The sequence below is a fragment of the Micromonospora sp. M42 genome (assembly GCF_000568915.1).
GTDB lineage: Bacteria > Actinomycetota > Actinomycetes > Mycobacteriales > Micromonosporaceae > Micromonospora > Micromonospora chalcea.
Window position 1 is genome coordinate 1,753,932 of the sequence record NZ_KK037233.1, and the last position, 25,369, is coordinate 1,779,300.

The 25,369-nt window shown below is 73.8% G+C and carries 24 protein-coding genes and 1 pseudogene; 8 read left to right on the top strand and 17 right to left on the bottom strand.

What is annotated here, in order from left to right:
- Window positions 1–133 precede the first annotated feature (133 nt).
- The 3 genes from adhP to pflA all read left to right on the top strand — a co-directional run bounded on the left by adhP (window position 134) and on the right by pflA (window position 4,232).
- The gene (gene adhP / locus MCBG_RS07835; protein ID WP_043324910.1) at window positions 134–1,144 is read left to right on the top strand and encodes an alcohol dehydrogenase AdhP; all 1,011 of its coding nucleotides are present in this window, start codon (window positions 134–136) and stop codon (window positions 1,142–1,144) included.
- A 62-nt stretch (window positions 1,145–1,206) separates the two neighbouring features.
- Window positions 1,207–3,450 carry a formate C-acetyltransferase gene (pflB, locus tag MCBG_RS07840; RefSeq protein WP_043324911.1) on the top strand — a complete coding sequence of 748 codons (2,244 nt, stop codon included), beginning with the start codon at window positions 1,207–1,209 and terminating at the stop codon, window positions 3,448–3,450.
- Complete coding sequence (gene pflA, locus MCBG_RS07845; RefSeq protein ID WP_051611069.1) at window positions 3,447–4,232, top strand: pyruvate formate-lyase-activating protein; 786 nt, start codon at window positions 3,447–3,449, stop codon at window positions 4,230–4,232. Before pflB ends, pflA begins: the two co-directional genes overlap by 4 nt.
- 12 nt (window positions 4,233–4,244) lie before the next feature.
- On the opposite strand, the gene MCBG_RS07850 is transcribed toward pflA, so the two are convergent.
- Entirely contained in the window at window positions 4,245–4,715 is a 471-nt protein-coding gene (locus tag MCBG_RS07850; RefSeq protein ID WP_043324912.1) for a cyclic nucleotide-binding domain-containing protein, read from the bottom strand.
- 158 nt (window positions 4,716–4,873) lie between these two features.
- Between MCBG_RS07850 and MCBG_RS07855 the strand changes: the two genes are divergently transcribed.
- Entirely contained in the window at window positions 4,874–5,782 is a 909-nt protein-coding gene (locus MCBG_RS07855) for a universal stress protein (protein WP_043324913.1), read from the top strand.
- 71 nt (window positions 5,783–5,853) lie between these two features.
- The gene (locus MCBG_RS07860) at window positions 5,854–6,738 is read left to right on the top strand and encodes a universal stress protein (protein WP_043324914.1); all 885 of its coding nucleotides are present in this window, start codon (window positions 5,854–5,856) and stop codon (window positions 6,736–6,738) included.
- A gap of 186 nt (window positions 6,739–6,924) precedes the next feature.
- Here MCBG_RS07860 and MCBG_RS07865 read toward each other — a convergent pair whose 3' ends face one another.
- Together MCBG_RS07865 and MCBG_RS07870 are read right to left on the bottom strand one after the other, a co-directional pair.
- Window positions 6,925–7,551 carry a CE1759 family FMN reductase gene (locus MCBG_RS07865; protein WP_043324915.1) on the bottom strand — a complete coding sequence of 209 codons (627 nt, stop codon included), beginning with the start codon at window positions 7,549–7,551 and terminating at the stop codon, window positions 6,925–6,927.
- Window positions 7,548–8,648, bottom strand: a complete 1,101-nt coding sequence (locus MCBG_RS07870) for an LLM class flavin-dependent oxidoreductase (protein ID WP_043324916.1) — start codon at window positions 8,646–8,648, stop codon at window positions 7,548–7,550. Before MCBG_RS07870 ends, MCBG_RS07865 begins: the two co-directional genes overlap by 4 nt.
- Window positions 8,649–8,787: 139 nt before the next feature.
- On the opposite strand from MCBG_RS07870, the gene MCBG_RS07875 reads away from it, so the two are divergent.
- The 3 genes from MCBG_RS07875 (at window position 8,788) to MCBG_RS07885 (ending at window position 10,426) form a co-directional block, all read left to right on the top strand.
- The gene (locus MCBG_RS07875) at window positions 8,788–9,426 is read left to right on the top strand and encodes a DNA-3-methyladenine glycosylase (RefSeq protein WP_043324917.1); all 639 of its coding nucleotides are present in this window, start codon (window positions 8,788–8,790) and stop codon (window positions 9,424–9,426) included.
- 146 nt (window positions 9,427–9,572) lie between these two features.
- Window positions 9,573–10,007 carry a hypothetical protein gene (locus tag MCBG_RS07880; RefSeq protein WP_030502457.1) on the top strand — a complete coding sequence of 145 codons (435 nt, stop codon included), beginning with the start codon at window positions 9,573–9,575 and terminating at the stop codon, window positions 10,005–10,007.
- A 65-nt stretch (window positions 10,008–10,072) separates the two neighbouring features.
- The gene (locus MCBG_RS07885) at window positions 10,073–10,426 is read left to right on the top strand and encodes an MmcQ/YjbR family DNA-binding protein (protein WP_043324918.1); all 354 of its coding nucleotides are present in this window, start codon (window positions 10,073–10,075) and stop codon (window positions 10,424–10,426) included.
- 49 nt (window positions 10,427–10,475) lie between these two features.
- Here MCBG_RS07885 and argH read toward each other — a convergent pair whose 3' ends face one another.
- The 14 genes and pseudogenes from argH to infC form a co-directional block, all read right to left on the bottom strand.
- The gene (argH, locus tag MCBG_RS07890; protein ID WP_030271078.1) at window positions 10,476–11,939 is read right to left on the bottom strand and encodes an argininosuccinate lyase; all 1,464 of its coding nucleotides are present in this window, start codon (window positions 11,937–11,939) and stop codon (window positions 10,476–10,478) included.
- Between the two features lie 14 nt (window positions 11,940–11,953).
- Entirely contained in the window at window positions 11,954–13,159 is a 1,206-nt protein-coding gene (locus MCBG_RS07895; protein WP_043324919.1) for an argininosuccinate synthase, read from the bottom strand.
- Entirely contained in the window at window positions 13,156–13,668 is a 513-nt protein-coding gene (locus tag MCBG_RS07900) for an arginine repressor (RefSeq protein ID WP_043324920.1), read from the bottom strand. The genes MCBG_RS07895 and MCBG_RS07900 overlap by 4 nt, the downstream gene beginning before the upstream one ends.
- Window positions 13,665–14,591 (bottom strand): ornithine carbamoyltransferase, encoded by a 927-nt coding sequence (argF, locus tag MCBG_RS07905; protein WP_043324921.1) that lies wholly within the window; start codon window positions 14,589–14,591, stop codon window positions 13,665–13,667. Before argF ends, MCBG_RS07900 begins: the two co-directional genes overlap by 4 nt.
- A complete protein-coding gene (locus MCBG_RS07910) occupies window positions 14,588–15,832 on the bottom strand; it encodes an acetylornithine transaminase (RefSeq protein WP_043324922.1) in 1,245 nt (414 codons plus the stop codon). Before MCBG_RS07910 ends, argF begins: the two co-directional genes overlap by 4 nt.
- Window positions 15,829–16,716, bottom strand: coding sequence for an acetylglutamate kinase (gene argB, locus MCBG_RS07915; protein WP_043324923.1), 888 nt, complete (start codon window positions 16,714–16,716; stop codon window positions 15,829–15,831). Before argB ends, MCBG_RS07910 begins: the two co-directional genes overlap by 4 nt.
- Window positions 16,713–17,893, bottom strand: a pseudogene (gene argJ, locus MCBG_RS07920) (bifunctional glutamate N-acetyltransferase/amino-acid acetyltransferase ArgJ). The gene argB and the pseudogene argJ overlap by 4 nt, the downstream one beginning before the upstream one ends.
- Window positions 17,890–18,891, bottom strand: a complete 1,002-nt coding sequence (argC, locus tag MCBG_RS07925; protein ID WP_043324924.1) for an N-acetyl-gamma-glutamyl-phosphate reductase — start codon at window positions 18,889–18,891, stop codon at window positions 17,890–17,892. Before argC ends, argJ begins: the two are co-directional and overlap by 4 nt.
- A gap of 171 nt (window positions 18,892–19,062) precedes the next feature.
- The gene (gene pheT, locus MCBG_RS07930) at window positions 19,063–21,609 is read right to left on the bottom strand and encodes a phenylalanine--tRNA ligase subunit beta (protein ID WP_043324925.1); all 2,547 of its coding nucleotides are present in this window, start codon (window positions 21,607–21,609) and stop codon (window positions 19,063–19,065) included.
- Window positions 21,610–21,635: 26 nt separating this feature from the next.
- Entirely contained in the window at window positions 21,636–22,697 is a 1,062-nt protein-coding gene (gene pheS, locus MCBG_RS07935) for a phenylalanine--tRNA ligase subunit alpha (RefSeq protein ID WP_043324926.1), read from the bottom strand.
- Window positions 22,698–22,865: 168 nt separating this feature from the next.
- Window positions 22,866–23,750, bottom strand: coding sequence for a TrmH family RNA methyltransferase (locus tag MCBG_RS07940; RefSeq protein WP_043324927.1), 885 nt, complete (start codon window positions 23,748–23,750; stop codon window positions 22,866–22,868).
- A 32-nt stretch (window positions 23,751–23,782) separates the two neighbouring features.
- A complete protein-coding gene (gene rplT / locus MCBG_RS07945) occupies window positions 23,783–24,175 on the bottom strand; it encodes a 50S ribosomal protein L20 (RefSeq protein WP_043324928.1) in 393 nt (130 codons plus the stop codon).
- 32 nt (window positions 24,176–24,207) lie between these two features.
- Window positions 24,208–24,402: a 50S ribosomal protein L35 gene (gene rpmI / locus MCBG_RS07950; protein ID WP_026267805.1), complete on the bottom strand. Its 195-nt coding sequence runs from the start codon at window positions 24,400–24,402 to the stop codon at window positions 24,208–24,210.
- A gap of 19 nt (window positions 24,403–24,421) precedes the next feature.
- Window positions 24,422–25,069, bottom strand: a complete 648-nt coding sequence (gene infC / locus MCBG_RS07955; RefSeq protein WP_043324929.1) for a translation initiation factor IF-3 — start codon at window positions 25,067–25,069, stop codon at window positions 24,422–24,424.
- Window positions 25,070–25,369 lie beyond the last annotated feature (300 nt).

The window sequence follows — 25,369 nt, forward strand, 5'->3', positions numbered from 1 at the left end:
CCGTACCGCCGTTCTCCCGTCGACTCTCGGCGGAGGGGCCGTTGGTCCCGGGTCACGGCGGTCCTGCGCCCCTGCCCGGCGGCGCCCGGACCGACGACGCTGAGGGTGAGAACGAGAGCGAGGGAGGCCCCCGATGCGCGCCAGTGTCGTCACCGCGTTCGACCGTCCGATGGAGATCACCGAGCGTCCCGTGCCGGAGGTCGGCCCGGGCGAGATCCTGGTCCGCGTCGAAGCCAGCGGACTCTGCCACACCGACATCCACGCCGCCCGCGGCGAGTGGCCGGTGAAGCCCACCCCGCCGTTCGTACCCGGTCACGAGGGCGTCGGCCTCGTCGAGCAGGTCGGTCCCGGTGTCACCGAGCACGCCGTCGGCGACCGGGTCGCGCTGCCCTGGCTCGGCTGGGCCTGCGGCACCTGCGCGTACTGCGTGACCGGCTGGGAGACGCTGTGCGAGTCGCAGCGCAACACCGGTTACAGCATCGACGGCGCGCACGCCGAGTACGCGGTGGCCTCGGCCCGCTACGCGGTCCGCGTGCCCGATGGCGTGGACCCGTTCGAGGCCGCGCCGCTGACCTGCGCGGGCGTCACCACGTACAAGGCCGTCAAGGTCGCCGGGGTACGGCCGGGCGAGCGGGTCGCGATCTTCGGCATCGGCGGCCTCGGTCACCTCGCCCAGCAGTACGCGCAGATCTTCGGCGCCGAGACGGTCGCGGTGGACGTGACCGCCGAGAAGCTGGAGCTGGCCACCTCGCTGGGCGCCGCGCACACTGTCGACGCCGCCACCACCGACCCGGTCGAGCGGATCACCGCGCTGGGCGGCGTGGACGTGGCGATCGTGCTGGCCGCCAGCCCCCGGGTGATCGAGCAGGCCCACCGCTCGCTGCGCCGCGGCGGCCGGCTGGTGCTGGTGTCGCTGCCCGCCGACAACGCGATCACCCTGCCCGTCTTCGAGACGGTGCTCAAGGGCATCACGGTGCTCGGCTCGATCGTCGGCACCCGCGCCGACCTGGCCGAGGTCTTCGCGCTGCACGCCGCCGGCCGCACCCGGGTCGTCTACGAGACCCGCAAGCTGGACGACATCAACGACGCGGTGGACGACGTCCTCACCGGCCGGGTCGCCGCCCGGCTCGTGCTCCAGCCCTGACCCCCGCCCCCGGTCCCCGCACCCGCGGGGACCGGGCCGCCGACGCCCGGAGAGGGACCGACATGACCGCCACCGAACCCCTGGCCCCCTGGCGCGGATTCCACGCCGGCGCGTGGCAGGAGACAGTCGACGTGGCCGACTTCGTCCGCCACAACCACGAGCCGTACACCGGGGACGCCTCGTTCCTGACCGGGCCGACGCCGCGCACGCTCGCCGTGTGGGACCGGCTGCGGGAAATGTTCCCGGAGGAGCGCCGCCGCGGCGTGTACGACGTCGACGCGGCCACCCCGTCGACGATCACCTCGCACGCCCCCGGGTACATCGACCGGGAGCGGGAGCTGATCGTCGGGTTGCAGACCGACGCGCCGCTGCGGCGGGCGATCATGCCGGCCGGCGGGCTGCGGATGGTGGAGACGGCGCTGCGCGCGTACGGGCGTGAGCCGGACCCGCGCGTGCACGAGATCTTCACCCGGTACCGCCGCACGCACAACGACGCGGTGTTCGACGCGTACCCGGAGACCGTGCTCGCGGCCCGGCGCTCGCACATCATCACCGGCCTGCCCGACGCGTACGGACGCGGGCGGATCATCGGTGACTACCGCCGGGTGGCGCTGTACGGCGTGGACCGGCTGATCGAGGAACGCCGCGCGCTCAAGGCGGCGCTGGACGACCGGCGCAGCACCGACGACGTGATCCGTGACCGGGAGGAACTGGCCGAGCAGCTCCGCGCGCTCGGCGAGCTGAAGGAGATGGCCGCCTCGTACGGCTTCGACATCTCCCGCCCGGCCGTCACCGGCGCGCAGGCGATCCAGTGGCTCTACTTCGCCTACCTGGCCGCCACGAAGGAGCAGAACGGCGCCGCCATGTCGCTCGGCCGCACCGCCGGGTTCCTCGACGCCTACCTGCGGCGGGACATCGCCGAGGGGCGGCTGGACGAGAGTGGCGCGCAGGAGCTGATCGACGACTTCGTGATCAAGCTGCGGATCATCCGCTTCCTGCGCACCCCCGAGTACGACCAGCTCTTCTCCGGCGACCCCACCTGGGTCACCGAGTCGCTCGGCGGGATGGGCGCGGACGGCCGCCCGCTGGTCACCCGCACCACGTTCCGCTACCTGCAGACGCTGTACAACCTCGGCCCGGCGCCGGAGCCGAACCTGACGGTGCTCTGGTCGCCGCGGCTGCCCGAGGGGTTCAAGCGGTTCTGCGCCCAGGTGTCGCTGGACACCAGCGCCATCCAGTACGAGAACGACGAGCTGATCCGCCCGGCGTACGACGACGACACCGCGATCGCCTGCTGCGTGTCGGCCATGCGGGTCGGCCGGGACATGCAGTTCTTCGGCGCCCGGGCGAACCTGGCGAAGGCGCTGCTGTACGCGATCAACGGCGGCCGCGACGAGCTGTCCGGCGCGCAGGTCGCCCCGCCGGCCGCGCCGGTCGGCGGCGAGACGCTCGACTACGACGAGGTGCTGGCCGCGTACGACCGCACGCTGGACTGGCTGGCGCAGACGTACGTGGACGCGCTGAACGTGATCCACCACCAGCACGACAGGTACGCCTACGAGCGGCTGGAGATGGCGCTGCACGACCACCCGGTGCGCCGCTTCATGGCCACCGGCATCGCCGGCCTGTCGGTCGCCGTGGACAGCCTGTCGGCCATCCGGTACGGCCGGGTCAAGGTGCTGCGCGACGAGTCCGGGCTGGCGGTCGACTACGCGGTCGAGGGCGAGTTCCCGACGTACGGCAACGACGACGACCGGGCCGACGAGATCGCGGTGTGGCTGGTCGAGACGTTCGCGGAGAAGCTGCGCCGGCAGCGCACGTACCGCGACGCGGAGCTGACCATGTCGGTGCTCACCATCACCTCGAACGTGGTGTACGGCAAGCACACCGGCAACACGCCGGACGGGCGGCGCGCCGGTGAGCCGTTCGCGCCGGGGGCGAACCCGATGAACGGGCGGGACACGCACGGCCTGGTCGCGTCCGCGCTGTCGGTGGCGAAGCTGCCGTACGACGCGGCCCGCGACGGCATCTCGCTGACCGGCACCGTCACGCCGGACGGCCTGGGCCACACCCGCGACGAGCGGATCGCGAACCTGGCCGGGGTGCTCGACGGCTACGCCGACGCCGGCGGGTTCCACCTCAACGTCAACGTGCTGGACCGGGCCACGCTGCTGGACGCGATGGCGCACCCGGAGCGGTACCCGCAGCTCACCGTCCGGGTCTCCGGGTACGCGGTGAACTTCGTGCGGCTCACGCCGGAGCAGCAGCGCGACGTGGTGTCGCGGACCTTCCACGGGTCGCTGTGAACGGCCGCCCGCCCGCGCCGCCGCAGGTGACTGCGGCGGCGCCGGGGTGCGTCACCGGCGCTGTGCACTCCTGGGACACCTCGGTCGGGGTGGACGGGCCGGGCACCCGGTTCGTGGTCTTCCTGGCCGGTTGTCCGCTGCGCTGCCGCTACTGCCACAGCCCGGACACCTGGTACGGCCGCAGCGGCCGCCGCCGCAGCGTGGACGAGATGGTCGCGCTCGCCGGCCGGTACCGCCGGTTCATCCAGGTGGCCGGGGGCGGCGTCACGGTGAGCGGCGGGGAGCCGCTGCTGCAACCGGCGTTCACCCGGGAGCTGCTGCGGCGCTGTCACGTCGACCTGGGCCTGCACACCGCGCTGGACACCTCCGGCTTCCTCGGCGTCCGCGCCGACGACACGCTTCTGGACGCCACCGACCTGGTGCTGCTCGACGTGAAGGCGGGCAACCCGCAGACGTACCGCCGGGTCACCGGCACCGGCCGGCTCGCGCCGACGTTGCGGTTCGCGCAACGGCTGGCCGACCGGGGTACGCCGATGTGGATCCGGTACGTGCTGGTGCCCGGCCTGACCGACGCGGTCGACGAGGTGGAGCGGGTGGCCGACATCGCGGCCGGGCTGGCCACGCTGCAGCGCGTGGAGGTGCTGCCGTTCCACCGGCTCGGTGCGCACAAGTACGCCGAGCTGGGGCTGACGTTCCCGCTGGCGGACACCGAGCCGCCTGATGCCGACCTGCTGACCCGGGTACGCGGTCAGTTCGCCGCCCGGGGTCTCACCGTCACCTGACCGCGCGCCGGTTCAGCTGGCTGCGGCCGTCGGGTAGCCGTAGAGGTCCAGCAGCCGGACCCGGGACGCCTGGAGGCGGTCCACCACCACGCTCATGAACCGGCTGGTGAGCTGGCGGCCGAGCGTGTCGTCGGACTCCATCAGCCGGCGTACCCCGTCGGCGTCGAGTTCGACGGCGGTGCTGCGCTGGGTGGCGACCGCGCCGAACTGCCAGCGGTACGGCGGGAACAGCCAGGACCAGCCGAGCACGCCGCCCGGGCCGATCGTCTCGATGCCCACGTCGCCGCGGCCCGGCACCGGGAAGTCGAGCGCCACCTGGCCGCCGCGGACGAGCCAGAACCGGTCGGCCGGCGCGCCGGCGCGGAACAGCCGGTGCCCGGGGTGCCAGACCACCGGGCGGGCGTACCCGGTGAGCCGGGGCAGCCACTCGTCGGGCAGCCCGGCCAGGAAGGGGTGGACGCGGAGCATCTCCAGCGGGGTCATCGCGCCTCCAGGATCGACAGGAGGGAGCACTGGTTCCCATTCCACCTCGCGAACGGCCCGGCCGGTAGGGGCCGATGGTCCCGGCTGTGCCGGGCGGATCGACTCTGCCCAGGTGGGAGCCGTCGGCGCAGGCTGAGGGGGAACCGAAGGAGGACGTGATGACCGACAGGACCGGTGCCCCCGTCGTGGTGGGCGTGGACGGCTCCCCGTCCGCGCTGGACGCGGTACGGCTGGCCGCACGAGAGGCGGTGCTGCGGCACCGGCCGCTGCGGGTGGTGAACGCCTTCCTGTGGCCGCTGGTCGGCACGCCGCTGGGCATGGTCGCCCCGGTGCTGCCCGACATCGAGCTGCGCCAGGAGGCCGAGAAGCTGGTCGAGGAGGCGGTGGACGAGGCCCGCAAGGTCGACGCGGAGCTGGCGGTGACCGGCGCGGTGGTCGACGGCGGGCCGGTCGCGGTGCTGCTGCGGGAGAGCCGCGACGCCGCGCTGCTCGTGCTGGGCCACCGTGGCCTGGGCGGCTTCGCCGAACTCCTGGTCGGCTCGGCGGCGGTGCAGCTCTCCGCCCGCGCGGACTGCCCGGTGCTCGTCGCCCGGGGCGAGGCCCGCGCCGACGGCCCGGTGGTGGTCGGCGTGGACGGGTCCGCGCTGTCCGACGAGGCGGTCGGGTTCGCGTTCGCCGAGGCTGCGGCGCGCGACGCCGAGCTGGTGGTGGTGCACACCTGGCTGTACCCGCAGCCGGTGAGCTACCGCGAGGCGTTCGGCGACGTCCTGCCGCTGGCGTACGAGCCGGAGCAGTTGCGCGCCGACGAGCAGCGGGTGCTGGCCGAGGCGGTCGCCGGCTGGACCGAGCGCTACCCGGAGGTCACGGTGCGGCCGAAGCTGGTCGCCGCCGCCACGCCGGCCCGGGTGCTGGTCGAGGAGTCCGTCGGGGCGCAGCTGACGGTGGTCGGCGCGCACGGGCGGGGTAGCCTCGGCTCGCTGCTGCTCGGCTCGGTCAGCCACGCCGTGCTGCACCACTGCCACAGCCCGCTGGCCGTCGTCCGGCACCGCGGGGGCCGGGAACGCTGACCCCGGTTCGGCGGTCCCGGCGCCGCCGGGACCGCCACAATGGCCTGAGCCGACCGGAGGGAACAGACCTGATGAACCGACCCGTCGTGGTGGGAGTGGACGGATCGCCGTCCAGCCTGGCCGCCGCCGACCTGGCTGCCGCGACCGCCGTGGCACGTTCCCGGCCGCTGGTGCTGGTGCACGGATACCTGCACCCGCTCGGCTACGGCGTGCCGCTCAACCCGTACGACCTGGGGGTGCCGGCGCCCACCGCGGAGGCGGAGAAGATGCTCGAGTCGGTCGCCGCCGACCTGACCGAGCGGCACCCGGGCCTGCGGGTGCAGGTGCGCCAGGTGGCCGGCGGTCCGGGCGCGACGATGGTCGAGGAGTCCCGCCGCGCCGAGCTGGTCGTGGTGGGCAGCCGGGGCGTGGGCGGTTTCGCCGGCCTGCTGCTCGGCTCGGTCAGCGGGCAGCTCGCGCAGCACGGGCACTGCCCGGTGCTGATCGTCCGCCCGGAAGAGCAGCCGATTCCGGTGGACGGGCCGGTGCTGGTCGGCGTGGACGGCTCCGACTCGGCCGCGTACGCGATCGAGCTGGCTGCCGACGAGGCCGAGCGGCGCGACGCGGAGCTGGTGCTGATGCACGTCCGGTCGCCGGAACGCGGCGCGGTGGCGCCCGAGATCGCGGCGGAGGCGTCCACCGCCGAGCGGGCCGAGGCGGCGGGACTGCTGGCCGAGGCAGCGGAGCGGGTCCGGTCGGCGCATCCGGGCCTGCGGGTGACGGAGCGGTCCGTCACCTCCCCCTCGCCGGAGACCGCGCTCGTCGAGGCCAGCGGCGAGGCGGCGCTCGTGGTGGTCGGCTCCCGGGGCCGGGGCGGCTTCGTCGGGCTGCTGCTCGGCTCAGTCAGCCAGGCAATGGTGCAGCACTCCCACTGCCCGGTGCTCGTCGCCCACCGGCCCGAGCCGGCCGACGACTGAGCCGCCTCGCGGGCGGCGGCCCCGCGCCGGCCCTGTCCGCCGGGCCGCCCGGCGCGAGAGATGTCTTCCGAGCGATATGACTGAGAGGCACATTTATGCCTCTCAGTCATATCCGGTTTTCGGCGTGGTTCGCCGGCGACGGTCACGCCCGGTAGCGGTCGCCTCCGCGCCGCACCGCCCCCGGCGTCAGGCCGGGTCGCGGCCGGCGAGCAGGTCGGCGAAGTCGGTGGTGAGCGCGAACGGGTCGGCCGGGCCGGTCGCGGGCGGGCGGCGGTCCACCTGCTCGGCCAGCTCGGCGGCGGCCCGGCGGATCCGGGACCGCAGCGCGCTGTCCCCGTCGTCACCGGCCCAGTCCTCGGGCGCGGCGAACACCGCAGTGGGCAGTGTCGCCGCCCGCAGGTACGTGAACATCGGCCGGACCGCGTGCTCCAGCGCGAGGGAGTGCCGGGCGGTGCCGCCGGTCGCCCCGATCAGCACCGGCTTGCCCGCGAGCGTGTCCCGGTCGATCACGTCGAAGAACGACTTGAACAGCCCGTTGTAGGACGCGTTGAAGATCGGCGTCACCGCGATCAGCGCGTCGGCGGCCGCCACGGCGTCGAGTGTCTGCCGCAGCGCGGCCGGCGCGAAGCCGGTGAGCAGGTGGTTCACCACGTCGTGGGCGTGCTCGCGCAGCTCCACGGTGCGCAGTTCCACCGTCGCGCCGCGGCCGGCCAGCTCGTCGCGGGCGGCCGCGGCGAGCTGGTCGGCGAGCAGACGGGTGGACGACGGCTGGGCGAGCCCGGCCGAGACGACCGCCAGGGTACGACGGGTCATCGCTGCTCCCCGTCGGCCGGAGCGGCGTCGCGGGCGGCCAGCAGGCCGGCGTGGGTGGGCGCCTCGGGCACGTGCGCGGGACGCAGCGAGTCGAACTCCTTGCGCAGCACCGGTACCACCTCCTCGCCCAGCAGGTCGAGCTGCTCCAGCACCGTCTTCAGCGGCAGGCCGGCGTGGTCGATCAGGAAGAGCTGCCGCTGGTAGTCGCCGACGTACTCGCGGAAGCCCAGCGTCCGGTCGATGACCTGCTGCGGGCTGCCCACCGTCAGCGGCGTCTCGCGGGTGAACTCCTCCAGCGACGGGCCGTGCCCGTAGACCGGGGCGTTGTCGAAGTAGGGGCGGAACTCGCGTACCGCGTCCTGGGAGTTGCGGCGCATGAAGACCTGCCCGCCGAGGCCGACGATGGCCTGGTCGGGTGAGCCGTGGCCGTAGTGCGCGAACCGCTCCCGGTAGAGGCCGACCATCCGCTGGGTGTGCTCCTTGGGCCAGAAGATGTGGTTGGCGAAGAAGCCGTCGCCGTAGTACGCGGCCTGTTCGGCGATCTCCGGGCTGCGGATCGAGCCGTGCCAGACGAACGGCGGCACGCCGTCGAGGGGGCGCGGGGTCGAGGTGAACGCCTGCAGCGGCGTACGGAACCGGCCCTTCCAGTCGACCACGTCCTCGCGCCAGAGCCGGCGCAGCAGGTCGTAGTTCTCGATGGCCAGGGGGATGCCGTTGCGGATGTCCTGGCCGAACCACGGGTAGACGGGCCCGGTGTTGCCGCGCCCCATCATCAGGTCCACCCGGCCGTCGGCGAGGTGCTGCAGCATCGCGTAGTCCTCGGCGATCTTCACCGGGTCGTTGGTAGTGATCAGCGTGGTCGCGGTGGACAGCAGCAGCCGTTCGGTGCGCGCGGCGATCCAGCCGAGCATGGTGGTCGGCGACGACGGCACGAACGGCGGGTTGTGGTGCTCGCCGGTGGCGAAGACGTCCAGGCCGACCTCCTCGGCCTTGAGCGCGATGGCGGTCATGGCCTTGATCCGCTCACGCTCGGACGGCAGTCGCCCGTTTGTCGGGTCGGGGGTGACGTCACCGACGGTGAAGACTCCGAACTGCATGACCAGCTCCTCGCGTGGGGTCCGGACCGGTCGGCCCGGGATCGCTCCTCACAACATATTTGACGAGTCAACTATTCCGGTGGCCGCCCGCCCCGGCGTGGCCCGGATCACGCGCCTCCCACCGACTACCCTTGCCGCGATGACGTACCCCTGGCTCTCCGCGCCCGCCGCGCAGATCGCGCAGACCGCGCGGACGCTGCTCGGCTGGACCGTGTCGGCCGGCGGCGTCACCGTACGCCTCACCGAGGTGGAGGCGTACGCGGGCACCGGCGAGGACCCGGCGTCGCACGCCCACCGCGGGCCGACGCCGCGCAACCAGGTCATGTTCGGGCCCGCCGGGCACGTGTACGTGTACTTCGTGTTCGGCATGCACTGGTGCGCGAACATCGTCTGCGGGCGGGACGGCGAGGCGGCGGCGGTGCTGCTGCGCGCGGGCGAGGTGGTCGGCGGCGTCGAGACCGCCCGCGAGCGCAGGCCGCGCGCCGCCGACCGGGATCTGGCCCGCGGGCCGGCCCGGCTGGTCACCGCGCTCGGGATCGGGCGGGACGCGAACGGCACCTCGGCTATCGACGGCAGCGGCCCGCTGCTGCTGACGCCACCGGCGATCCCGGTCGACCCGGCGCACATCGTCGCCGGGCCGCGTGTCGGGGTCGCCGCCGCGCACGACCTGCCGTGGCGGTTCTGGCTGGCGGACGAGCCGAGCGTGAGCGTCTACCGGCGGCACACCCCGCGTCGCCGGCCCGCTCCGGCCGCCCCGGTGCGGAACTCGCCGGCCTGAATCGGCCGTTCCGGGCAACCCGGGACACCCCGCGGCGCGTCTGTGGTGGCATGACGCGCCGACCCTTCACCATGCGTTGAGGTCACGGTGTTTTACACGAAGGGCTTTCAACGGGGTGTTGACAACGGGCCATTCTTGGGTGTGGGATGGACGACATGGTCACCGTGGACAACGACCCGTTCACCGCTCCGGATGCTGCCCAGGCCCGGGCGCACCGCAACTACGCGGCGCTGCTGCGGATCGCCGAGCGGCACGCCGGCACCAACTCCCGCCGCCGTCGCTACGCCCACCCCGACGTGCCCGACGCCTACGAGGCGGCCACGCTGGTGATGGCGCTCGCCGGGGGCGCCGAGCTGGACGAGGGTGAGGAGCCGGTCGACCAGGCCGACCTGATGGCCGCGCTGACGCTCATCCCGCACGTGCGCTCCGAGGTGGACGCGCTGGAGGCCGGGCTGCTCCAGGTGGCTCGCGGCCGGGGCATGACCTGGCAGGCGATCGCCTTCGGGCTGGGGCTGGGCAGCGCCCAGGCGGCCCGGCAGCGCTACGAGCGGCTCACCGTCCGCACCGGCACCGGCGACTGACCGGCGGCGCGCACTGTCACAGCCGCGGGCAAGACTGTGCCCGACGACGGCACGGGGAGGACGCGATGACGCGCGAGGAGATGCTCGCCTACTGCCTGGCCAAGCCGGGAGCCTGGCTCGACCGGCCGTGGGAGGGCGACGAGGTGGTGAAGGTGGGCAGCCGGATCTTCGCGTTCCTCGGCTCGCCCGACGGTGAGGCGCGGGTCGGGGTGAAGTGCGGGGCGTCCCGCGAGGTGGCCGACGAGTGGCTGCACCGGTTCCCGGCCGACGCGCGCCCCTCCCCCTACATCGGCCGGTCGGGCTGGAACACGCTGCGGCTCTCCGGCGGCATCCCCGACGACGAGCTGGTCGAGGCGGTCGACGGGTCGTACGACGCGGTGGTGGCGAAGCTCCCCAAGCGCGAGCGCCCCACCGGTTGACCGGTGTGATCCGGGGGCAGGCGGGTGCCTGCCCCGGATCAGCCGCAGGTCAGCGGGGGACGACCCGCTCGGCGGCCCACTCGCGCCAGCCGGTCAGCTTGTCCGCCGCGGCGGCGAGCTGGTCGGCGACCGGGCCGGGCCCGGTGGAGCCGGGCGTGATGCGGGCGGCCAGCGCCGAGCGCACCGACAGCACGTCGCGCACCGACGGGTCCAGGTGCTCGCTGACGGCGGCCAGGTCGGCGTCGGACACCTCGTCCAGCGCGCAGTCCCGGGCCGCGCAGAGCGCCACCAGCTTGCCGGTGATCTCGTGCGCGTCGCGGAACGGCACGTTGCGCCGGACCAGCCAGTCGGCGACCTCGGTGGCGAGCGAGAAACCCGACGGGGCGCTCGCCACCAGCCGGTCCACCCGGACCGTCATCGTGGAGATCATCCCGGCCAGCGCGGGCAGCAGCAGCTCCAGCGTGTCGACCGCGTCGAACGCCGGCTCCTTGTCCTCCTGCATGTCCCGGTCGTACGTCATGGGCAGGCCCTTGAGCATGGTGAGCACGCTCATCAGGCCGCCGACCAGGCGGCCGGACTTGCCCCGGGCCAGCTCGGCGATGTCCGCGTTCTTCTTCTGCGGCATGATCGACGAGCCGGTGGCAAACGCGTCGTCCAGCTCGACCCAGCCGAACTCCTGCGACGTCCAGAGCACCACCTCCTCGCCGAGGCGGGACAGGTGCACGCCGATCATCGCGGTGACGAACAGGAACTCGGCGACGAAGTCGCGGTCCGCGACCGCATCCATCGAGTTGGCGAACGAGGTACGGAAGCCCAGCTCCTTGGCGACCGCCACCGGGTCCAGCGGCAGCCCCGACCCGGCCAGCGCGCCCGCGCCGAGCGGGCTGATCGCGGTCCGCTCGTCCCAGTCGCGCATCCGCTCCAGGTCGCGCAGCAGCGGCTGCACGTGGGCCAGCAGCCAGTGCCCGAACGTCACCGGTTGGGCGTGCTGCAGGTGCGTCATGCCCGGCGCGGCGGTGTCCACGTGCCGCTCCGCCTGCTCGACGAGGGCCTCGGCCAGCTCGACCAGCCGGGCCGCCACCCCGCGGGCGTGGTCACGCAGGTAGAGCCGCAGGTCGGTGGCGACCTGGTCGTTGCGGGACCGGCCGGCGCGCAGCTTGCCGCCGAGGCTGCCCAGCCGCTCCAGCAGGCCACGCTCCAGCGCGGTGTGCACGTCCTCGTCGTCGACGGTCGGGCGGAACGCGCCGGAGGCGCACGCCGCCTCCAGGTCGTCCAGCGCGGCAAGCATCCGGCCCAGTTCGTCCGGGTCGAGCAGGCCGGCGCCGGCCAGGACCCGGGCGTGCGCGCGGGAACCGGCGATGTCGTACGGGGCGAGGCGCCAGTCGAACTGGACACTCACCGACAGCCGCGCGAGCGCCTCGGCGGGGCCGCCGGCGAACCGGCCGCCCCAGAGGCTCGTCCGGTTGGCGGGGGCGCTGTTCTCGGTCAGGCTCTTGTCGTCCACCCCACCCATTGTGGTGCCCCCCATCAGACTCCTCCCATCCGGGCGTCCCGCGCCGCCGCCATCCGGCTGGGCAGGCCCCACAACTGCACGAAACCCTTCGCCAGCGACTGGTCGAACGTGTCACCGGTGTCGTACGTGGCGAGGCCGAAGTCGTACAGGCTCGCCTCGGAACGCCGGCCGGTCACCACGGCCCGGCCGCCGTGCAGCCGCAGCCGCACCTCGCCGCTGACGTGCCGCTGGGCGTCGTCGATGAACGCGTCCAGCGCGCGCTTCAGCGGCGAGAACCAGAGCCCGTCGTAGACCAGCTCACCCCAGCGCTGGTCGACGCCGCGCTTGAACCGGGCCAGGTCCCGCTCGACTGTCACCGCCTCCAGCTCCTGGTGGGCGGTGATCAGCGCGACCGCGCCGGGTGCCTCGTACACCTCGCGGCTCTTGATGCCGACCAGCCGGTCCTCGACCATGTCGAGCCGGCCCACGCCGTGCGCCCCGGCCCGCCGGTTCAGCTCCCGGATCGCCTCGTACGGGGTGACCGTCTCGCCGTCGATCGCGACCGGGACGCCGGCGTCGAACGTGAGCACCACGTCGTCCGGGTCGCGTTCCGACGCCGGGTCCTCGGTGTACGCGTAGAGGTCCTCGACCGGGGCGTTCCAGATGTCCTCCAGGAAGCCGGTCTCCACCGCGCGGCCCCACAGGTTCTGGTCGATCGAGTACGGCGACTTCGCCGACACGTCGATCGGCAGCCCCTTCTCCTCGGCGAACGCGATCGCCTTGTCCCGGGTCCAGGCGAAGTCCCGGGCCGGGGCGATCACCTTCAGGTCGGGCGCGAGCGCGCCCAGGCCGACCTCGAAGCGGACCTGGTCGTTGCCCTTGCCGGTGCAGCCGTGCGACACGATCGTGCCGCCGTGGGCGCGCGCCGCGGCGACCAGGTGCTTGACGATCAGCGGCCGGGACAGCGCGGACACCAGCGGGTACCGGTCCATGTAGAGGGCGTTGGCCCGGATGGCCGGCAGGCAGTAGTCGGCGGCGAACTCGTCGCGCGCGTCCACCACCTCGGCCTCGACCGCGCCACAGTCGAGCGCGCGCTGCCGGATCACGGCCATGTCCTCGCCGCCCTGGCCGACGTCGACCGCCACCGCGATGATCTCCGCGCCGGTCTGCTCGGCCAGGTACGGAATGGCGACCGAGGTGTCCAGGCCCCCGGAGTACGCCAGCACGACCCGCTCGGTCACGTCGTGCTCCCTTCGACTGTGTCGTCCCGGCGGGCCCAGGCGGCGAGCCGCTCGCCCAGCGCCGCCCCGCCGTCGGCCTCCCGGGCCACGACGAGGATGGTGTCGTCGCCGGCGATGGTGCCGACGATCTCGGTGAGGCCGGCCCGGTCCAGCGCGCTGGCGAGGTACTGGGCCGCGCCCGGCGGGGTGCGCAGCACCGCGATGTTGCCGCTGGAGTCGACGCCGTTGAGCAGCTCACGCAGCAGCCGGACCAGCCGGGCCGGCGCGCCCTCGGCGTCGCGCAGCGGCCGGTGCCCGTCCTCCGGGATCAGGTAGACGCCCCGCCCGTCACCGCCGCGCGCGGTCACCGCCCCCAGTTCCTTCAGGTCCCGCGACAGCGTGGCCTGGGTGACCTGGATGCCGTCGCCGGCGAGCAGGTCGGCCAGCTCGGTCTGCGAGTGGATCGGGGTGTCGCGGATCAGCTCGACGATGCGGGCGTGCCGCGCGGCGCGGGTCAGCGGAGCGGTCATGCGGATTCCTCCAGGAGAAACGTCAGCAGCGCCTTCTGGGCGTGCAGACGATTCTCCGCCTGGTCGAACACCGCGCTGTGCGGGCCGTCGAGCGCCTCGTCGGTGATCTCCTCGCCCCGGTGGGCGGGCAGGCAGTGCAGCACGATCACGTCGGCGTCGGCGTGGCCGAGCAGCGCGGCGTTGACCTGGTACGGCAGGAACGGCGTGATCCGGTCCAGCCCGTCGGCCTCCTGCCCCATCGACGTCCAGGTGTCGGTGGCGACGACGTGCGCGCCGCGTACCGCCTCGGCCGGGTCGGTGAGCACCTGGACCGAGCCGCCGGTGGTGGCGGCGATCTTCTCCGCGCGGGCCACGATCTCCGGGTCCGGCTGGAACCCGGCCGGACCGGCGATCCGCACGTGCATCCCGGCGGTCGCGCCGGCCAGCAGGTACGAGTGGGCCATGTTGTTCGCCGCGTCGCCCACGTACGCGAGGATCCGCCCGGCGGTGCCGCCGAAGCGCTCGCGCACGGTGAGCAGGTCGGCCAGCATCTGGCAGGGGTGGTACGTGTCGGTGAGCGCGTTGACCACCGGCACCGTGGCGTGCTCGGCGACCTCGGCGATCCGGTCGTCGCCGTGGGTGCGCAGCACGATCGCGGCGACGTAGCGGGACAGCACCCGGCCGGCGTCGGCCAGCGTCTCGCCGCGGCCGAAGTGGGTGACCTGGGTGTCCACCACCAGCGGGTGCCCGCCCAGCTCGGCGATGCCCACGTCGAACGAGATCCGGGTCCGCAGGCTCTGCTTGTCGAACAGCACCGCCACCGACTTCGGCCCGGCCAGCGGCTGGTGGCCGTACCGGTCGGTCTTCATCCGGGCGGCGAGGTCGAGCACGGCGGCCTGCTCGGCGGGCGTGAGGTCGTCGTCGCGCAGGAAGTGGCGGATCATGCGGGAGCCTCCGTCGGGGTCGTGGCGTCGGACGCGGCGTCGTCGGCGGTCGCTGCGGCGTCGGTGGAAGGGTGCGGCGCGGCGGCGGGCAGCGCGGCGGGCAGCGCGGCGACGAAGGCGTCGGCCTGCGCCACGGTGAGGATCAGCGGCGGGGCGAGCCGGATCACGTCCGGCTGCACCGGGTTCACCAGGAAACCCGCGTCGCGCAGCGCTGCCGCCGCGGCGGCGGAGACCGGCTGGTCGAGCACGATGCCGAGCAGCAGGCCGGCGCCGCGCACCTCGCGTACCAGCGGGTGGCCGAGCGCCTCGACGCCGCGCCGCAGCCGCTCGCCGACGCGCTTGACGTGGTCGAGCAGGCCCTCGTGCGCGATCGTGGAGACGACCGCGAGCGCGGCGGCGCAGCTGATCGGGTTGCCGCCGAACGTGGTGCCGTGCGAGCCGGGGGTGAGCAGGTCGGCGGCCCGGCCGAAGGCCAGGCAGGCGCCCAGCGGCAGTCCGCCGCCGAGGCCCTTGGCGAGCGTGATCACGTCCGGCTCGACGCCGTCGGCCTGGTGGGCGAACCAGTGGCCGGTCCGGCCGATGCCGGTCTGCACCTCGTCCAGCACCAGCAGCGCGCCGTGCGCGGCGGTGATCCGCCGGGCCGCGGCGAGGTAGCCGGGCGGCGGGACGACCACGCCGTTCTCGCCCTGGATCGGCTCGATGATCAGCATGGCGGTGTCGTCGGTGACCGCCTCGGCCAGCGCGTCGGCGTCGCCGAACGGCACGTGCGTCACGTCGCCGGGCAGCGGGCGGAACGGGTCGGCCTTGGCGGGCTGCCCGGTCAGCGCCAGCGCGCCCATGGTCCGGCCGTGGAAGCCGCCGTGGGTGGCGACCACGTGCCGGCGGCCGGTGAGCCGGGACAGTTTGAACGCCGCCTCGTTGGCCTCCGCGCCGGAGTTGGCGAAGAACACCCGGCCGGGGCGGCCGGCCAGCGCGAGCAGCAGCTCGGCCAGCGCCACCGGCGGCTCGGCGACGAACAGGTTCGACACGTGCCCGAGCGTCGCGACCTGCTTGCTGACGGCGGCCACCACCGCCGGGTGGGCGTGGCCGAGCGCGTTGACGGCGATGCCACCGAGCAGGTCGACGTACTCCCGGCCGGTCTCGTCGGTCACGACGGCGCCGGAGCCGGAGACGAGCGCCAGCGGCGGCGTGCCGTAGTTGTCCATCATGGTGGCGTTCCACCGCTGCACCAGCGTGCTCATGAGTCGATCACCATGGTTCCGAAGCCCTCCGACGTGAACACTTCCAGCAGCGTGGAGTGGGCGACCCGGCCGTCGACGACGTGCGCGGCGGGCACTCCCCCGCGCACCGCCCGCAGGCAGGCCTCCATCTTCGGGACCATGCCCGACTCCAGGGACGGCAGCAGCTTCGCCAGGTCGTCCGCGGTGATCTCGCTGACCAGGCTGGACGTGTCCGGCCAGTCGGCGTACAGGCCCGGGACGTCGGTCAGCACGACCAGCTTGCGGGCGTCCAGCGCCACCGCGAGCGCGGCGGCGGCGGTGTCCGCGTTGAGGTTGTGCAGCACCCCGTCGGCGTCCGGCGCGACTGTCGAGATGACCGGGATCCGGCCGGCGGCGATCAGGTCGGTGACCGCCGAGACGTTCACCGACTCCACGTCACCAACCTGGCCTACGTCGACCGCTTCGCCGTCCACGTACGCGGGACGGCGCACGGCGGTGAACAGCCCGGCGTCCTCGCCGGAGAGGCCGACCGCGTACGGGCCGTGCGCGTTGATCAGCCCGACCAGTTCCCGGCCGACCTGGCCGACCAGGACCATCCGGACCACGTCCATCGCCTCCGGCGTGGTGACCCGCAGGCCGCCCCGGAACTCGCTGGCGATACCGAGCCGGCCGAGCATGGCGGAGATCTGCGGGCCGCCGCCGTGCACCACCACCGGCTTCAGGCCGGCGTAGCGCAGGAACACCATGTCCGCGGCGAACGCCCGCTGCAGTTCCGGGTCGACCATGGCGTTGCCGCCGTACTTGACCACGACGGTGGCGCCGGAGAAGCGGGCCAGCCAGGGCAGCGCCTCGATCAGCGTGGCGGCCTTTGCCTGGGCCCGGGTGAGGTCAGCACTCAGATTCATGTGGAATAGGCCGAGTTCTCGTGTACGTACGCGTGGGACAGGTCGTTGGTCCAGATGGTGGCGGTGTCGACGCCGGCGTGCAGGTCGATCCGGACGGTGACGCCGCGGCCGGTGAGGTCCACCTTGGCGCGGTCCTCGGCGGCGGCGCCGCCCCGGCACACCCAGATGCCGTTGACCGCGACGTCGACGCCGTCCGGCTCGAACACGGCGGTGGTGGTGCCGACCGCGGCGAGGATGCGGCCCCAGTTCGGGTCGTTGCCGAACAGCGCGGTCTTGACCAGGTTGTTGCGGGCCACCGTACGGCCCACCTCGACCGCGTCGTCCTCGCTGGCCGCGCCGACCACCTCGATCGCGACCTCCTTCGTCGCGCCCTCCGCGTCGGCCAGGAGCTGCTGGGCCAGGTCGTGGCAGGCGGCGGTGACCGCGGCGGTCAGCTCCTCGGCGGTCGGCTCGATGCCGGACGCGCCGCTTGCCAGCAGCAGCACCGTGTCGTTGGTGGACATGCAGCCGTCGGAGTCGATCCGGTCGAACGTGATCCGGGTGGCGGCGCGCAGCGCGGCGTCCAGGGCGTCCGGCCCGGCCACCGCGTCGGTGGTGAGCACGCAGAGCATGGTGGCCATGGCCGGGGCGAGCATGCCCGCGCCCTTGGCCATGCCGCCGACGGTCCAGCCCGTGCCCTGCGCCACTGTCGTCTTGGGCCGGGTGTCGGTGGTCATGATGGCCTCGGCGGCCGCCGGGCCGCCATCGCGGGACAGGCCGCGCACCGCGTCGCGTACGCCGGGAAGCAGCTTGTCCATCGGCAGCCGCTCGCCGATCAGGCCGGTCGAGCACACCGCGACCTCGGCCGGCCCCGAACGATGAAGCCGCGCGGTTCCGCCGCGGTGATCGCGGCGGCGGTGTGGCTCGGCGGTGGCGTGCGTGTCCTGGAAAGCCGGCCGGGCCGGTGCAAGGCGTTCGCGCCGCCGGAGTTGAGCAACACGGCGCTCACGACGCCGCCGTGCACGACCTGCTGGCTCCACAGCACCGGCGCGGCCTTGACCCGGTTGGCGGTGAAGACACCCGCGACACCGGCGTCCGGGCCGTCGTTGATCACGAGGGCGACGTCGGGCGCGCCGGAAGACTTCAGTCCGGCCGCGACACCTGCGGCGCGGAACCCACGGGGGACGGTGACGCTCACGGGGCCACTCCAAACACGGACAGACCGGTGGTCTCCGGGAGACCCACCATCAGGTTGGCGTTCTGCACGGCCTGGCCGGCCGCGCCCTTGCCCAGGTTGTCGATCGCGCTGACCACGATCACCCGCCCCGAGTCGACGTCCACCGTCGCCTGGAGGTGGCAGGAGTTCGACCCGGCGGTGGCGGCGGTGTGCGGCCACGCGCCCTCGGGCAGCACGTGCACGAACGGCGCGTCGGCGTACGCGGCGGCCAGCACCGCGCGCGGGTCGGCGTCGCCGGTGGGCACGGCGGTGACGGTGGCCAGGATGCCCCGGGGCATCGGCGCGAGCACCGGGGTGAAGGACAGGCCGGTCGCGCCGGTGGCCTGCTTGATCTCCGGCACGTGCTGGTGCGCGCCCACCTTGTAGGGCGACAGGTCGCCCATCACCTCGCTGCCGAGCAGGTGGGTCTTGGCGGCCCGGCCCGCGCCGGAGGTGCCGGAGGCGGCGACCACCACCACGTCGTCGGGGCGTACCGCGCCGGCCGCGATCAGCGGCGCCAGCGCCAGCGTGGTCGCCACCGCGTAGCAGCCGGTGCTGGCCACCCGCGACGCGGCGGCGATCTCGGCCCGCTGGCCGGGCAACTCGGGCAGCCCGTAGGTCCAGGCGCCGGCGTGCTCCCCGCCGTAGTAGCGGGACCAGGCGCCGGCGTCGCGCAGCCGGTGGTCCGCGCCCAGGTCGACCACCTTGACCGTGTCGGGCAGCGCCGCGGCGAGCGCCGCGGACTGCCCGTGCGGCAGGGCCAGGAACACCAGGTCCGCGTCGGCCAGGGTCGCCGGTTCGGTCGCGGCGAAGACCAGGTCCAGGCCGGCGAGCTGCGGGTGTACGGCGGTGACCGGCTGACCGGCCTGGGTGTGCGCGGTGGCGGCGATCAGCTCGAACTCGGGGTGACCGGCGAGCAGGCGCAGCAGTTCGCCCCCGGCGTATCCACTCGCCCCGGCCACCACTGTTCGAATGCCCATACCCACCTCCGCATGACTATGCAGAGAAGGGTACCGGTCGGGGCGACCTCATCGCAAGGTCATACGGCGCGCTGCATAGCCATGAGACGACGTTCACGGGCGGCTCGCGTGCGCGCGGTGTTAAAAGGGGCCCCCTCCGCTGCCGGAGGCGTTAAGAGGGGGCCCCTCCTTTCAGGCGCCGCGCAGGGTGGCGCCGAAGCGCTCGGCGGCGACAGCGACCGCCGCGTCGCGCGCCGCCACCGCCTCCTCGCCCGCGAGGGTCCGGTCCGGGGCGCGGAACGTCAGCTTGTACGCCAGCGACTTGCGCCCCTCGCCGAGCTGCTCGGAGGTGTAGACGTCGAACAGGCGGACGTCCTCCAGCAGCGCGCCCGCGCCCTCGACCAGCGCGGCGCGCACCTCGGCGGCCGGCACCGCGTCGTCCACCACGAGCGCCACGTCGATCAGCGCCGGCGGGAACGTGGAGATGGTCGGCCCGGCGACCAGGGGGGCGGCGGGCAGCGCGTCCAGGTCCAGTTCCATGGCGCTGGTACGCCGGGGCAGCTCCAGCGCGGCCAGCACGGCCGGGTGCAGCTCACCGGCGTGGCCGACGACCACGTCGTCCACCACCAGTTCGGCGCAGCGGCCCGGGTGCCAGGGCGCGCGCTCCCCGGCCCGTACCGTCACCCGGTCGGCGGGGATCCCGGCGGCGTCGAGCACGGCCCGGCCCGCCTCGATCGCGTCGGCCCAGCCGGCCGTGCGGCCCGCGCCCCACCAGCCGGCCGGCTCGATCTCGCCGGTGAGCGCCACCGCGACGTGCCGGGGCTGGGCGGGCACCACCGCGTCGGCGGCGGCGAACTCCTCGTCGGTGGGCCGCCGGTCCACGCCCATCGCGGGCGGGGCGCCGGCGCCGGGACGCGGGTGGAAGACGGTGCCGATCTCGTAGATCGCCACGTCCCGCTGGCCCCGGCCGACGTTGCGCTTGACGATGCCGAGCAGCGGGCCGAGCAGCGTGGTGCGCAGCAGCGGCTCCTCCTCCGACAGCGGGTTCGCCAGGCGTACCGCGGGGCGGCGCGGGTCGTCGGCGGGCAGGCCGAGCTGGTCGACCAGCTCCGGCGCGACGAACGGCTGCGCCAGCACCTCGACGTAGCCGCGCTCGGCGAGCGAGCGGGCGACGGCCCGGCGGCGCTGCTGCTGCCAGGTCAGGCCCCGGCCGGGCGGCGCGGTGGGCAGCACCGACGGCACCCGGTCGTAGCCGTCGAGGCGTACCACCTCCTCCACCAGGTCGGCCGGGTCGGTCAGGTCGGGCCGCCAGCTCGGCGGCGTCACGGTCAGCACCTCACCCGCGCCGGAGCCGACCCCGGCCGTGCCCGGGTCCTCGGCGAGCCGGTCCACGCCGCGCGTGACGGTGCAGCCGACCTGCTCCAGCAGCTCCACCACGCGGTCCGGCGAGTAGGACACGCCGACCCGCCGCGACGGCAGGTCCACCGGCAGCGTCACCGGCGTACGCGGCGCGACGTGGTCGATGTCGAGCACCTCCTCGCCGGCCGTGCCGCCGGCCAGGTCGGTGAGCAGCCGGACCGCCTTGTCCAGCGCGACCAGCGGCAGCGCCGGGTCGACGCCCCGCTCCCACCGCTTCGCCGCCTCGCTGAACAGCTTGTGCCGCCGCGCGGTACGGCCGACGGTCGCCGGGTCCCAGTGCGCCGCCTCGAACAGCACGTTCGTGGTGGAGGCGAGCACCTCGCTGGTCTCGCCACCCATCACCGCGGCCAGCGAGATCGGACCGGTGTCGTCGCAGATCACCAGGTCCTCGGCGGACAGCGAGCGGCTCACCCCGTCCAGCGTGGTCAGCTTCTCCCCCGGCTCGGCGCGGCGCACCACGAGCGGCCCGGCGATCCGGTCCGCGTCGAAGGCGTGCATCGGCTGGCCGAGTTCGAGCATCAGGTAGTTGGTGATGTCGACCGCGAGCGAGATGCTGCGTACGCCGGCCACGGTGAGCCGCTGCCGCATCCAGCCCGGCGTCTCCACAGTCGGGTCGACGCCGCGCACCATCCGCGCCGCGAACCGGTCGCAGCCGACCGGGTCACGGACCTCCACCGGGTACGCGGGCTCGGCGGTCGCGCCGGGCGCGGGCGCATCGGCCGGGTCGCGGAACGGCACGCCGAGCGCGTGCGACAGCTCCCGGGCGATGCCGCGCACGCTCAGCGCGTACCCGCGGTCCGGGGTGATCTCCATCTCGACCACGACGTCGTCCAGGCCGACGACGGGCCGGGCGTCGTCGCCGGGCTGGGCCTTGACGTCCTCGGGCAGCACGACGATGCCCGAGTGGTCGTCGCCCAGTCCCAGCTCCTGGGCCGAGCAGATCATGCCGTGGGAGTTGCGCCCGTACGTCTTGCGCGCGCCGATCGCGAACCCGCCGGGCAGCACGCCGCCGGGGAGGATCACCACGACCTTGTCGCCCTGGGCGAAGTTGCGCGCCCCGCAGACGATCTCCTGCGGCTCGCCGGTGCCGTTCGCGGCGCCGACGTCGACCCGGCAGAAGCGGATCGGCTTCTTGAAGCCGGTCAGCTCCTCGATCTCCAGTACCTCGCCGACGACCAGCGGGCCGGTGACGGACTCGCGCAGGTCCACCACGGACTCGACCTCGATGCCGAGGTCGACCAGCGCCTGCTCCAGGTCGCCGGTGGGCAGGTCGGCCGGCAGGTCGACGTACTCGCGCAGCCAACTGACAGAAACTCGCATGACTGTTAAACCACCGTTCCCGTAGCTCAGGCGCCGAACGCGCGGGTGAACCGCACGTCGCCCTCGGCCATGTCCCGCATGTCGCTGACGCCGTGCCGGACCATCACGGTCCGGTCGATGCCCATGCCGAACGCGAATCCGGAGTAGACCTCCGGGTCGATGCCGCAGGCGCGCAGCACCCGCGGGTTGACCATGCCGCAGCCGCCCCACTCGACCCACTGCGGACCGTCCCGGTGCTCCGGGAACCAGACGTCGAACTCCGCCGACGGCTCGGTGAACGGGAAGTAGTGCGGCCGCCAGCGGGTCTTCGCGCCCTCGCCGAACATGGCCCGGGCGAAGTGGTCGAGCGTGCCGCGCAGGTGCGCCATGGTGATGCCCTTGTCCACCACGAGGCCCTCGACCTGGTGGAAGACCGGCGCGTGGGTGGCGTCCAGCTCGTCGGTGCGGTAGACCCGGCCGGGCACCACCACGTAGATGGGCGGCTTGCGGCTGAGCATGGTGCGCGCCTGCACCGGCGACGTGTGGGTGCGCAGCACCAGGCCACTGCCCTCGGGTGCGATGTGGAACGTGTCCATCAGGCCGCGCGCCGGGTGGTCGGCCGGGATGTTCAGCGCGTCGAAGTTGGTCCACTCCAGCTCGACCTCGGGACCCTCGGCCACCTCGTAGCCCATGCCGATGAACAGGTCACTGATCTGCTCCATCAGCACGCTCAGCGGGTGGCGGGCGCCACGCGGCCGGCGGTCGTACGGCAGGGTCACGTCGACCCGCTCCTCGACCAGCACCCGCTCGGCCTGCTCGCGCTCCAGGATCTCCTGCCGGGCGGCGTACGCGCTCTCGATCGCGCGGCGGGCCTCGTTGACCCGCTTGCCGGCGTCGGCCTTCGCGGCCGGCGGCAGCGCGCCGATCTCCCGGCGCGCGAGCGACACCGGGGACCGGTCGCCGAGGTGCGCGGGGCGCAGCGCGGTGAGCGCGTCCGGGTCGGTGGCGTCGGCGAACGCCTTCTCGGCGTCGGCCACTGCTCCGGCCAGGGCGTCCGGGTCGAGCAGGGCGACCTGCTTCGGGTCGTACGGATCGTTGCGGTAGCTCATGGTGAACGGGCACTCCCTCACGGCGGCGCCGACCCTCACGGGTGGCTAGGCGAGTCTACGGACGCGCGGCTTCGCCGCAGCCCGCCGGTGGGGAGTCGTGCAGGGGGAAGGGTCAGGCCCGCCGCCCGCCGACACCGGCGGGCTGGCTAAACGAACGCCGTGGCGCGTTCATGACGAGGCGGACTCCCCTGCTGTCTCTCGCGTGCCCCGGGGGACACGCAGTGCTCTGGCGGAAGAATACAGGCAGACGGCGGCAGCCGCAGCCAGGTTCAGGCTCTCCGCGCGCCCGTGCAGCGGCACCCGGACCCGGGCGTCGGCGGCGGCGGTCAGCTCCTCGGGCAGGCCGTGCGCCTCCGATCCGAACAGCCACGCTGTCGGTGCGGCCAGCCTTCCCGCGTCGGCGAGGTCGTCCAGGTCGCTGTCGCCGTACCCGGTGGTGGCGAAGATCTTCAGGCCGGCGGTCCGCAGCGCCTCGACGGCCGCGAGCGGGTCGGCGGCGCGCACCACGTCGACGTGGAAGAGGCTGCCGGCGGAGGCCCGCACACACTTGCCGTTGTAGGGGTCGACCGCCTCGCCCGCGAAGATCACCGCGCCCGCCCCGGCCGCGTCGGCGGTGCGCAGCACGGTGCCGGCGTTGCCCGGGTCGCGGATCCCGGCGAGCACCGCGACCAGTCGCGGTCCGCGCGCCACGGCCTGCTCCAGGGGTACGTCGAGGTGCCGGCACACCGCCACCAGTCCCTGCGGCGCGACCGTCTCGGCCAGCGCGGCCAGCGCGTCGTCGGTCACCTCGGAGACCGGCACGTCGGCCCGGGCGGCCGCGGCGGCGAGGTCGGCGTACCTGTCGAGCGCCGCCGGGGTGCCGAACAGCTCCACCACGGTGCCGGCGCGGGCCAGCGCCTCCCGGACCGCCTGCGGCCCCTCGGCCAGGAACCGGCCGGCCTGGTCGCGGTCGCGCCGGCGGTGCAGCCGGCGGGCCGCCACGACCCTGGGGGTACGCGGGGTGAACGGTCCGGGAACGGCGTCGAGACGCCTCCCCTGCGAATGTGACTGCATGGGAGACGCCTCGATCTGCCGTACGGGGTGGGTCAGGCGGCCTGAGCCGCGGCGCCACCGGTGCCCTCGGCCGCCACGGCGGCGCGGGCCAGCTCGACGATCGCCGCGAACGAGGCGGCGTCGTTGACGGCCATGTCGGCCAGGATCTTCCGGTCGACCTCGATGCCGGCCAGGCGCAGGCCCTGGATCAGCCGGTTGTAGGTCAGGCCGTTGGCCCGGGCGCCGGCGTTGATCCGCTGGATCCAGAGCTGCCGGAAGTCGCCCTTGCGGTCGCGACGGTCCCGGTAGGAGTACTGCATCGAGTGCAGCACCTGCTCCTTGGCCTTGCGGTACAGCCGGGAGCGCTGACCGCGGTAACCGCTCGCGGTCTCCAGCAGGGTACGACGCTTCTTCTGGGCGTTCACAGCCCGCTTGACGCGTGCCATCTCAACTCCTTCTTCGGTTCAGGTGGCTCGCGTCAGCGGCCGAGCAGCTTCTTGATGCGCTTGACGTCGGCCTTGGCCAGCTCGACGGTGCCGGTCAGCCGACGGGTCTGGGTGCTGGGCTTCTTCTCCAGGTTGTGGCGAAGGCCGGCCTGCTGGGCAACGATCTTGCCCTTGCCGGTCACCTTGACCCGCTTGCCCATACCCGTGTGGCTCTTCATCTTCGGCATTGGAACGTCTTCTCCCCTGTTACTGGCCGCTGGTCTCAGCGGTCGTACCGGTCTCGCCGGCTGCTGCGGTGTCGCCGGCCGCCGGGGTCTCGCCGGCCGGAGCGGCCGGTTCCTCCGCGGCCCGGTCGCGCGGTCCACCGCGGGACGCCGTGGCGGCGACCGCGGAGGCCTTGACGGCCCGGTGCGGAGCGAGAACCATGATCATGTTGCGGCCGTCCTGCTTCGGAGCGGCCTCGACGTATCCCAGGTCCGTGATCTCGGACTCGAGCCGGCGCAGGAGCCGGTAACCCAGCTCCGGGCGGCTCTGCTCCCGACCGCGGAACATGATCGTCACCTTGACCTTGTCGCCGGCCTTGAGGAACCGCACCACGTGACCCTTCTTGGTCTCGTAGTCGTGCGGGTCGATCTTCGGCCGGAGCTTCATCTCCTTGATGACGGTCTGCTGCTGGTTACGCCGCGCTTCGCGCGCCTTGAGTGCGCTCTCGTACTTGAACTTGCCGAAGTCCATGAGCTTGCACACCGGCGGGCGCGCCATCGGCGCAACCTCGACCAGGTCCAGGTCGACGTCCGCGGCCAGCTGCAGGGCGCGCTCAAGCGGGACGATGCCCACCTGCTCACCCTCAGGGCCGACCAGTCGGACCTCACGTGCCCGGATCTGCTCGTTCACGCGTGGTTCGACGCTGATGGGGCCTCCTCGAGTCGAGTCTCCTACGGTGCCGACTCCGCGGGCTCCCGGGCGGGAGCCGACCCGGAAAGCAGAAGGCCCCGGCATATGCCAGGGCCCACTCGACCGGTCGGCACGATCACAGGATCGCGCATCCGGCGCCGGGACGTGCCCGAAACCGGGGACCGGACCCGGCCACCGTGGCGGCGACTCGGGTGGGAGCGGGCGCTCCGCTTCACGACCGCCCGCGCGTCAGGGACGGGGGCAGTCTGGTCGACTCCGCAACACTACACCCTCGGCCCA

Bases quoted from the DNA above. Each gene is read 5' to 3' on its own strand.
- adhP (WP_043324910.1), top strand. From the start codon at position 134: ATGCGCGCCAGTGTCGTCACCGCGTTCGACCGTCCGATGGAGATCACC.
- pflB (WP_043324911.1), top strand. From the start codon at position 1,207: ATGACCGCCACCGAACCCCTGGCCCCCTGGCGCGGATTCCACGCCGGC.
- MCBG_RS07850 (WP_043324912.1), bottom strand. From the start codon at position 4,715: ATGACCCCGCTGGAGATGCTCCGCGTCCACCCCTTCCTGGCCGGGCTG.
- MCBG_RS07855 (WP_043324913.1), top strand. From the start codon at position 4,874: ATGACCGACAGGACCGGTGCCCCCGTCGTGGTGGGCGTGGACGGCTCC.
- MCBG_RS07860 (WP_043324914.1), top strand. From the start codon at position 5,854: ATGAACCGACCCGTCGTGGTGGGAGTGGACGGATCGCCGTCCAGCCTG.
- MCBG_RS07865 (WP_043324915.1), bottom strand. From the start codon at position 7,551: ATGACCCGTCGTACCCTGGCGGTCGTCTCGGCCGGGCTCGCCCAGCCG.
- MCBG_RS07870 (WP_043324916.1), bottom strand. From the start codon at position 8,648: ATGCAGTTCGGAGTCTTCACCGTCGGTGACGTCACCCCCGACCCGACA.
- MCBG_RS07875 (WP_043324917.1), top strand. From the start codon at position 8,788: ATGACGTACCCCTGGCTCTCCGCGCCCGCCGCGCAGATCGCGCAGACC.
- MCBG_RS07880 (WP_030502457.1), top strand. From the start codon at position 9,573: ATGGACGACATGGTCACCGTGGACAACGACCCGTTCACCGCTCCGGAT.
- MCBG_RS07885 (WP_043324918.1), top strand. From the start codon at position 10,073: ATGACGCGCGAGGAGATGCTCGCCTACTGCCTGGCCAAGCCGGGAGCC.
- argH (WP_030271078.1), bottom strand. From the start codon at position 11,939: ATGGGTGGGGTGGACGACAAGAGCCTGACCGAGAACAGCGCCCCCGCC.
- MCBG_RS07900 (WP_043324920.1), bottom strand. From the start codon at position 13,668: ATGACCGCTCCGCTGACCCGCGCCGCGCGGCACGCCCGCATCGTCGAG.
- argF (WP_043324921.1), bottom strand. From the start codon at position 14,591: ATGATCCGCCACTTCCTGCGCGACGACGACCTCACGCCCGCCGAGCAG.
- MCBG_RS07910 (WP_043324922.1), bottom strand. From the start codon at position 15,832: ATGAGCACGCTGGTGCAGCGGTGGAACGCCACCATGATGGACAACTAC.
- argB (WP_043324923.1), bottom strand. From the start codon at position 16,716: ATGAATCTGAGTGCTGACCTCACCCGGGCCCAGGCAAAGGCCGCCACG.
- argC (WP_043324924.1), bottom strand. From the start codon at position 18,891: ATGGGCATTCGAACAGTGGTGGCCGGGGCGAGTGGATACGCCGGGGGC.
- pheT (WP_043324925.1), bottom strand. From the start codon at position 21,609: ATGCGAGTTTCTGTCAGTTGGCTGCGCGAGTACGTCGACCTGCCGGCC.
- pheS (WP_043324926.1), bottom strand. From the start codon at position 22,697: ATGAGCTACCGCAACGATCCGTACGACCCGAAGCAGGTCGCCCTGCTC.
- MCBG_RS07940 (WP_043324927.1), bottom strand. From the start codon at position 23,750: ATGCAGTCACATTCGCAGGGGAGGCGTCTCGACGCCGTTCCCGGACCG.
- rplT (WP_043324928.1), bottom strand. From the start codon at position 24,175: ATGGCACGCGTCAAGCGGGCTGTGAACGCCCAGAAGAAGCGTCGTACC.
- rpmI (WP_026267805.1), bottom strand. From the start codon at position 24,402: ATGCCGAAGATGAAGAGCCACACGGGTATGGGCAAGCGGGTCAAGGTG.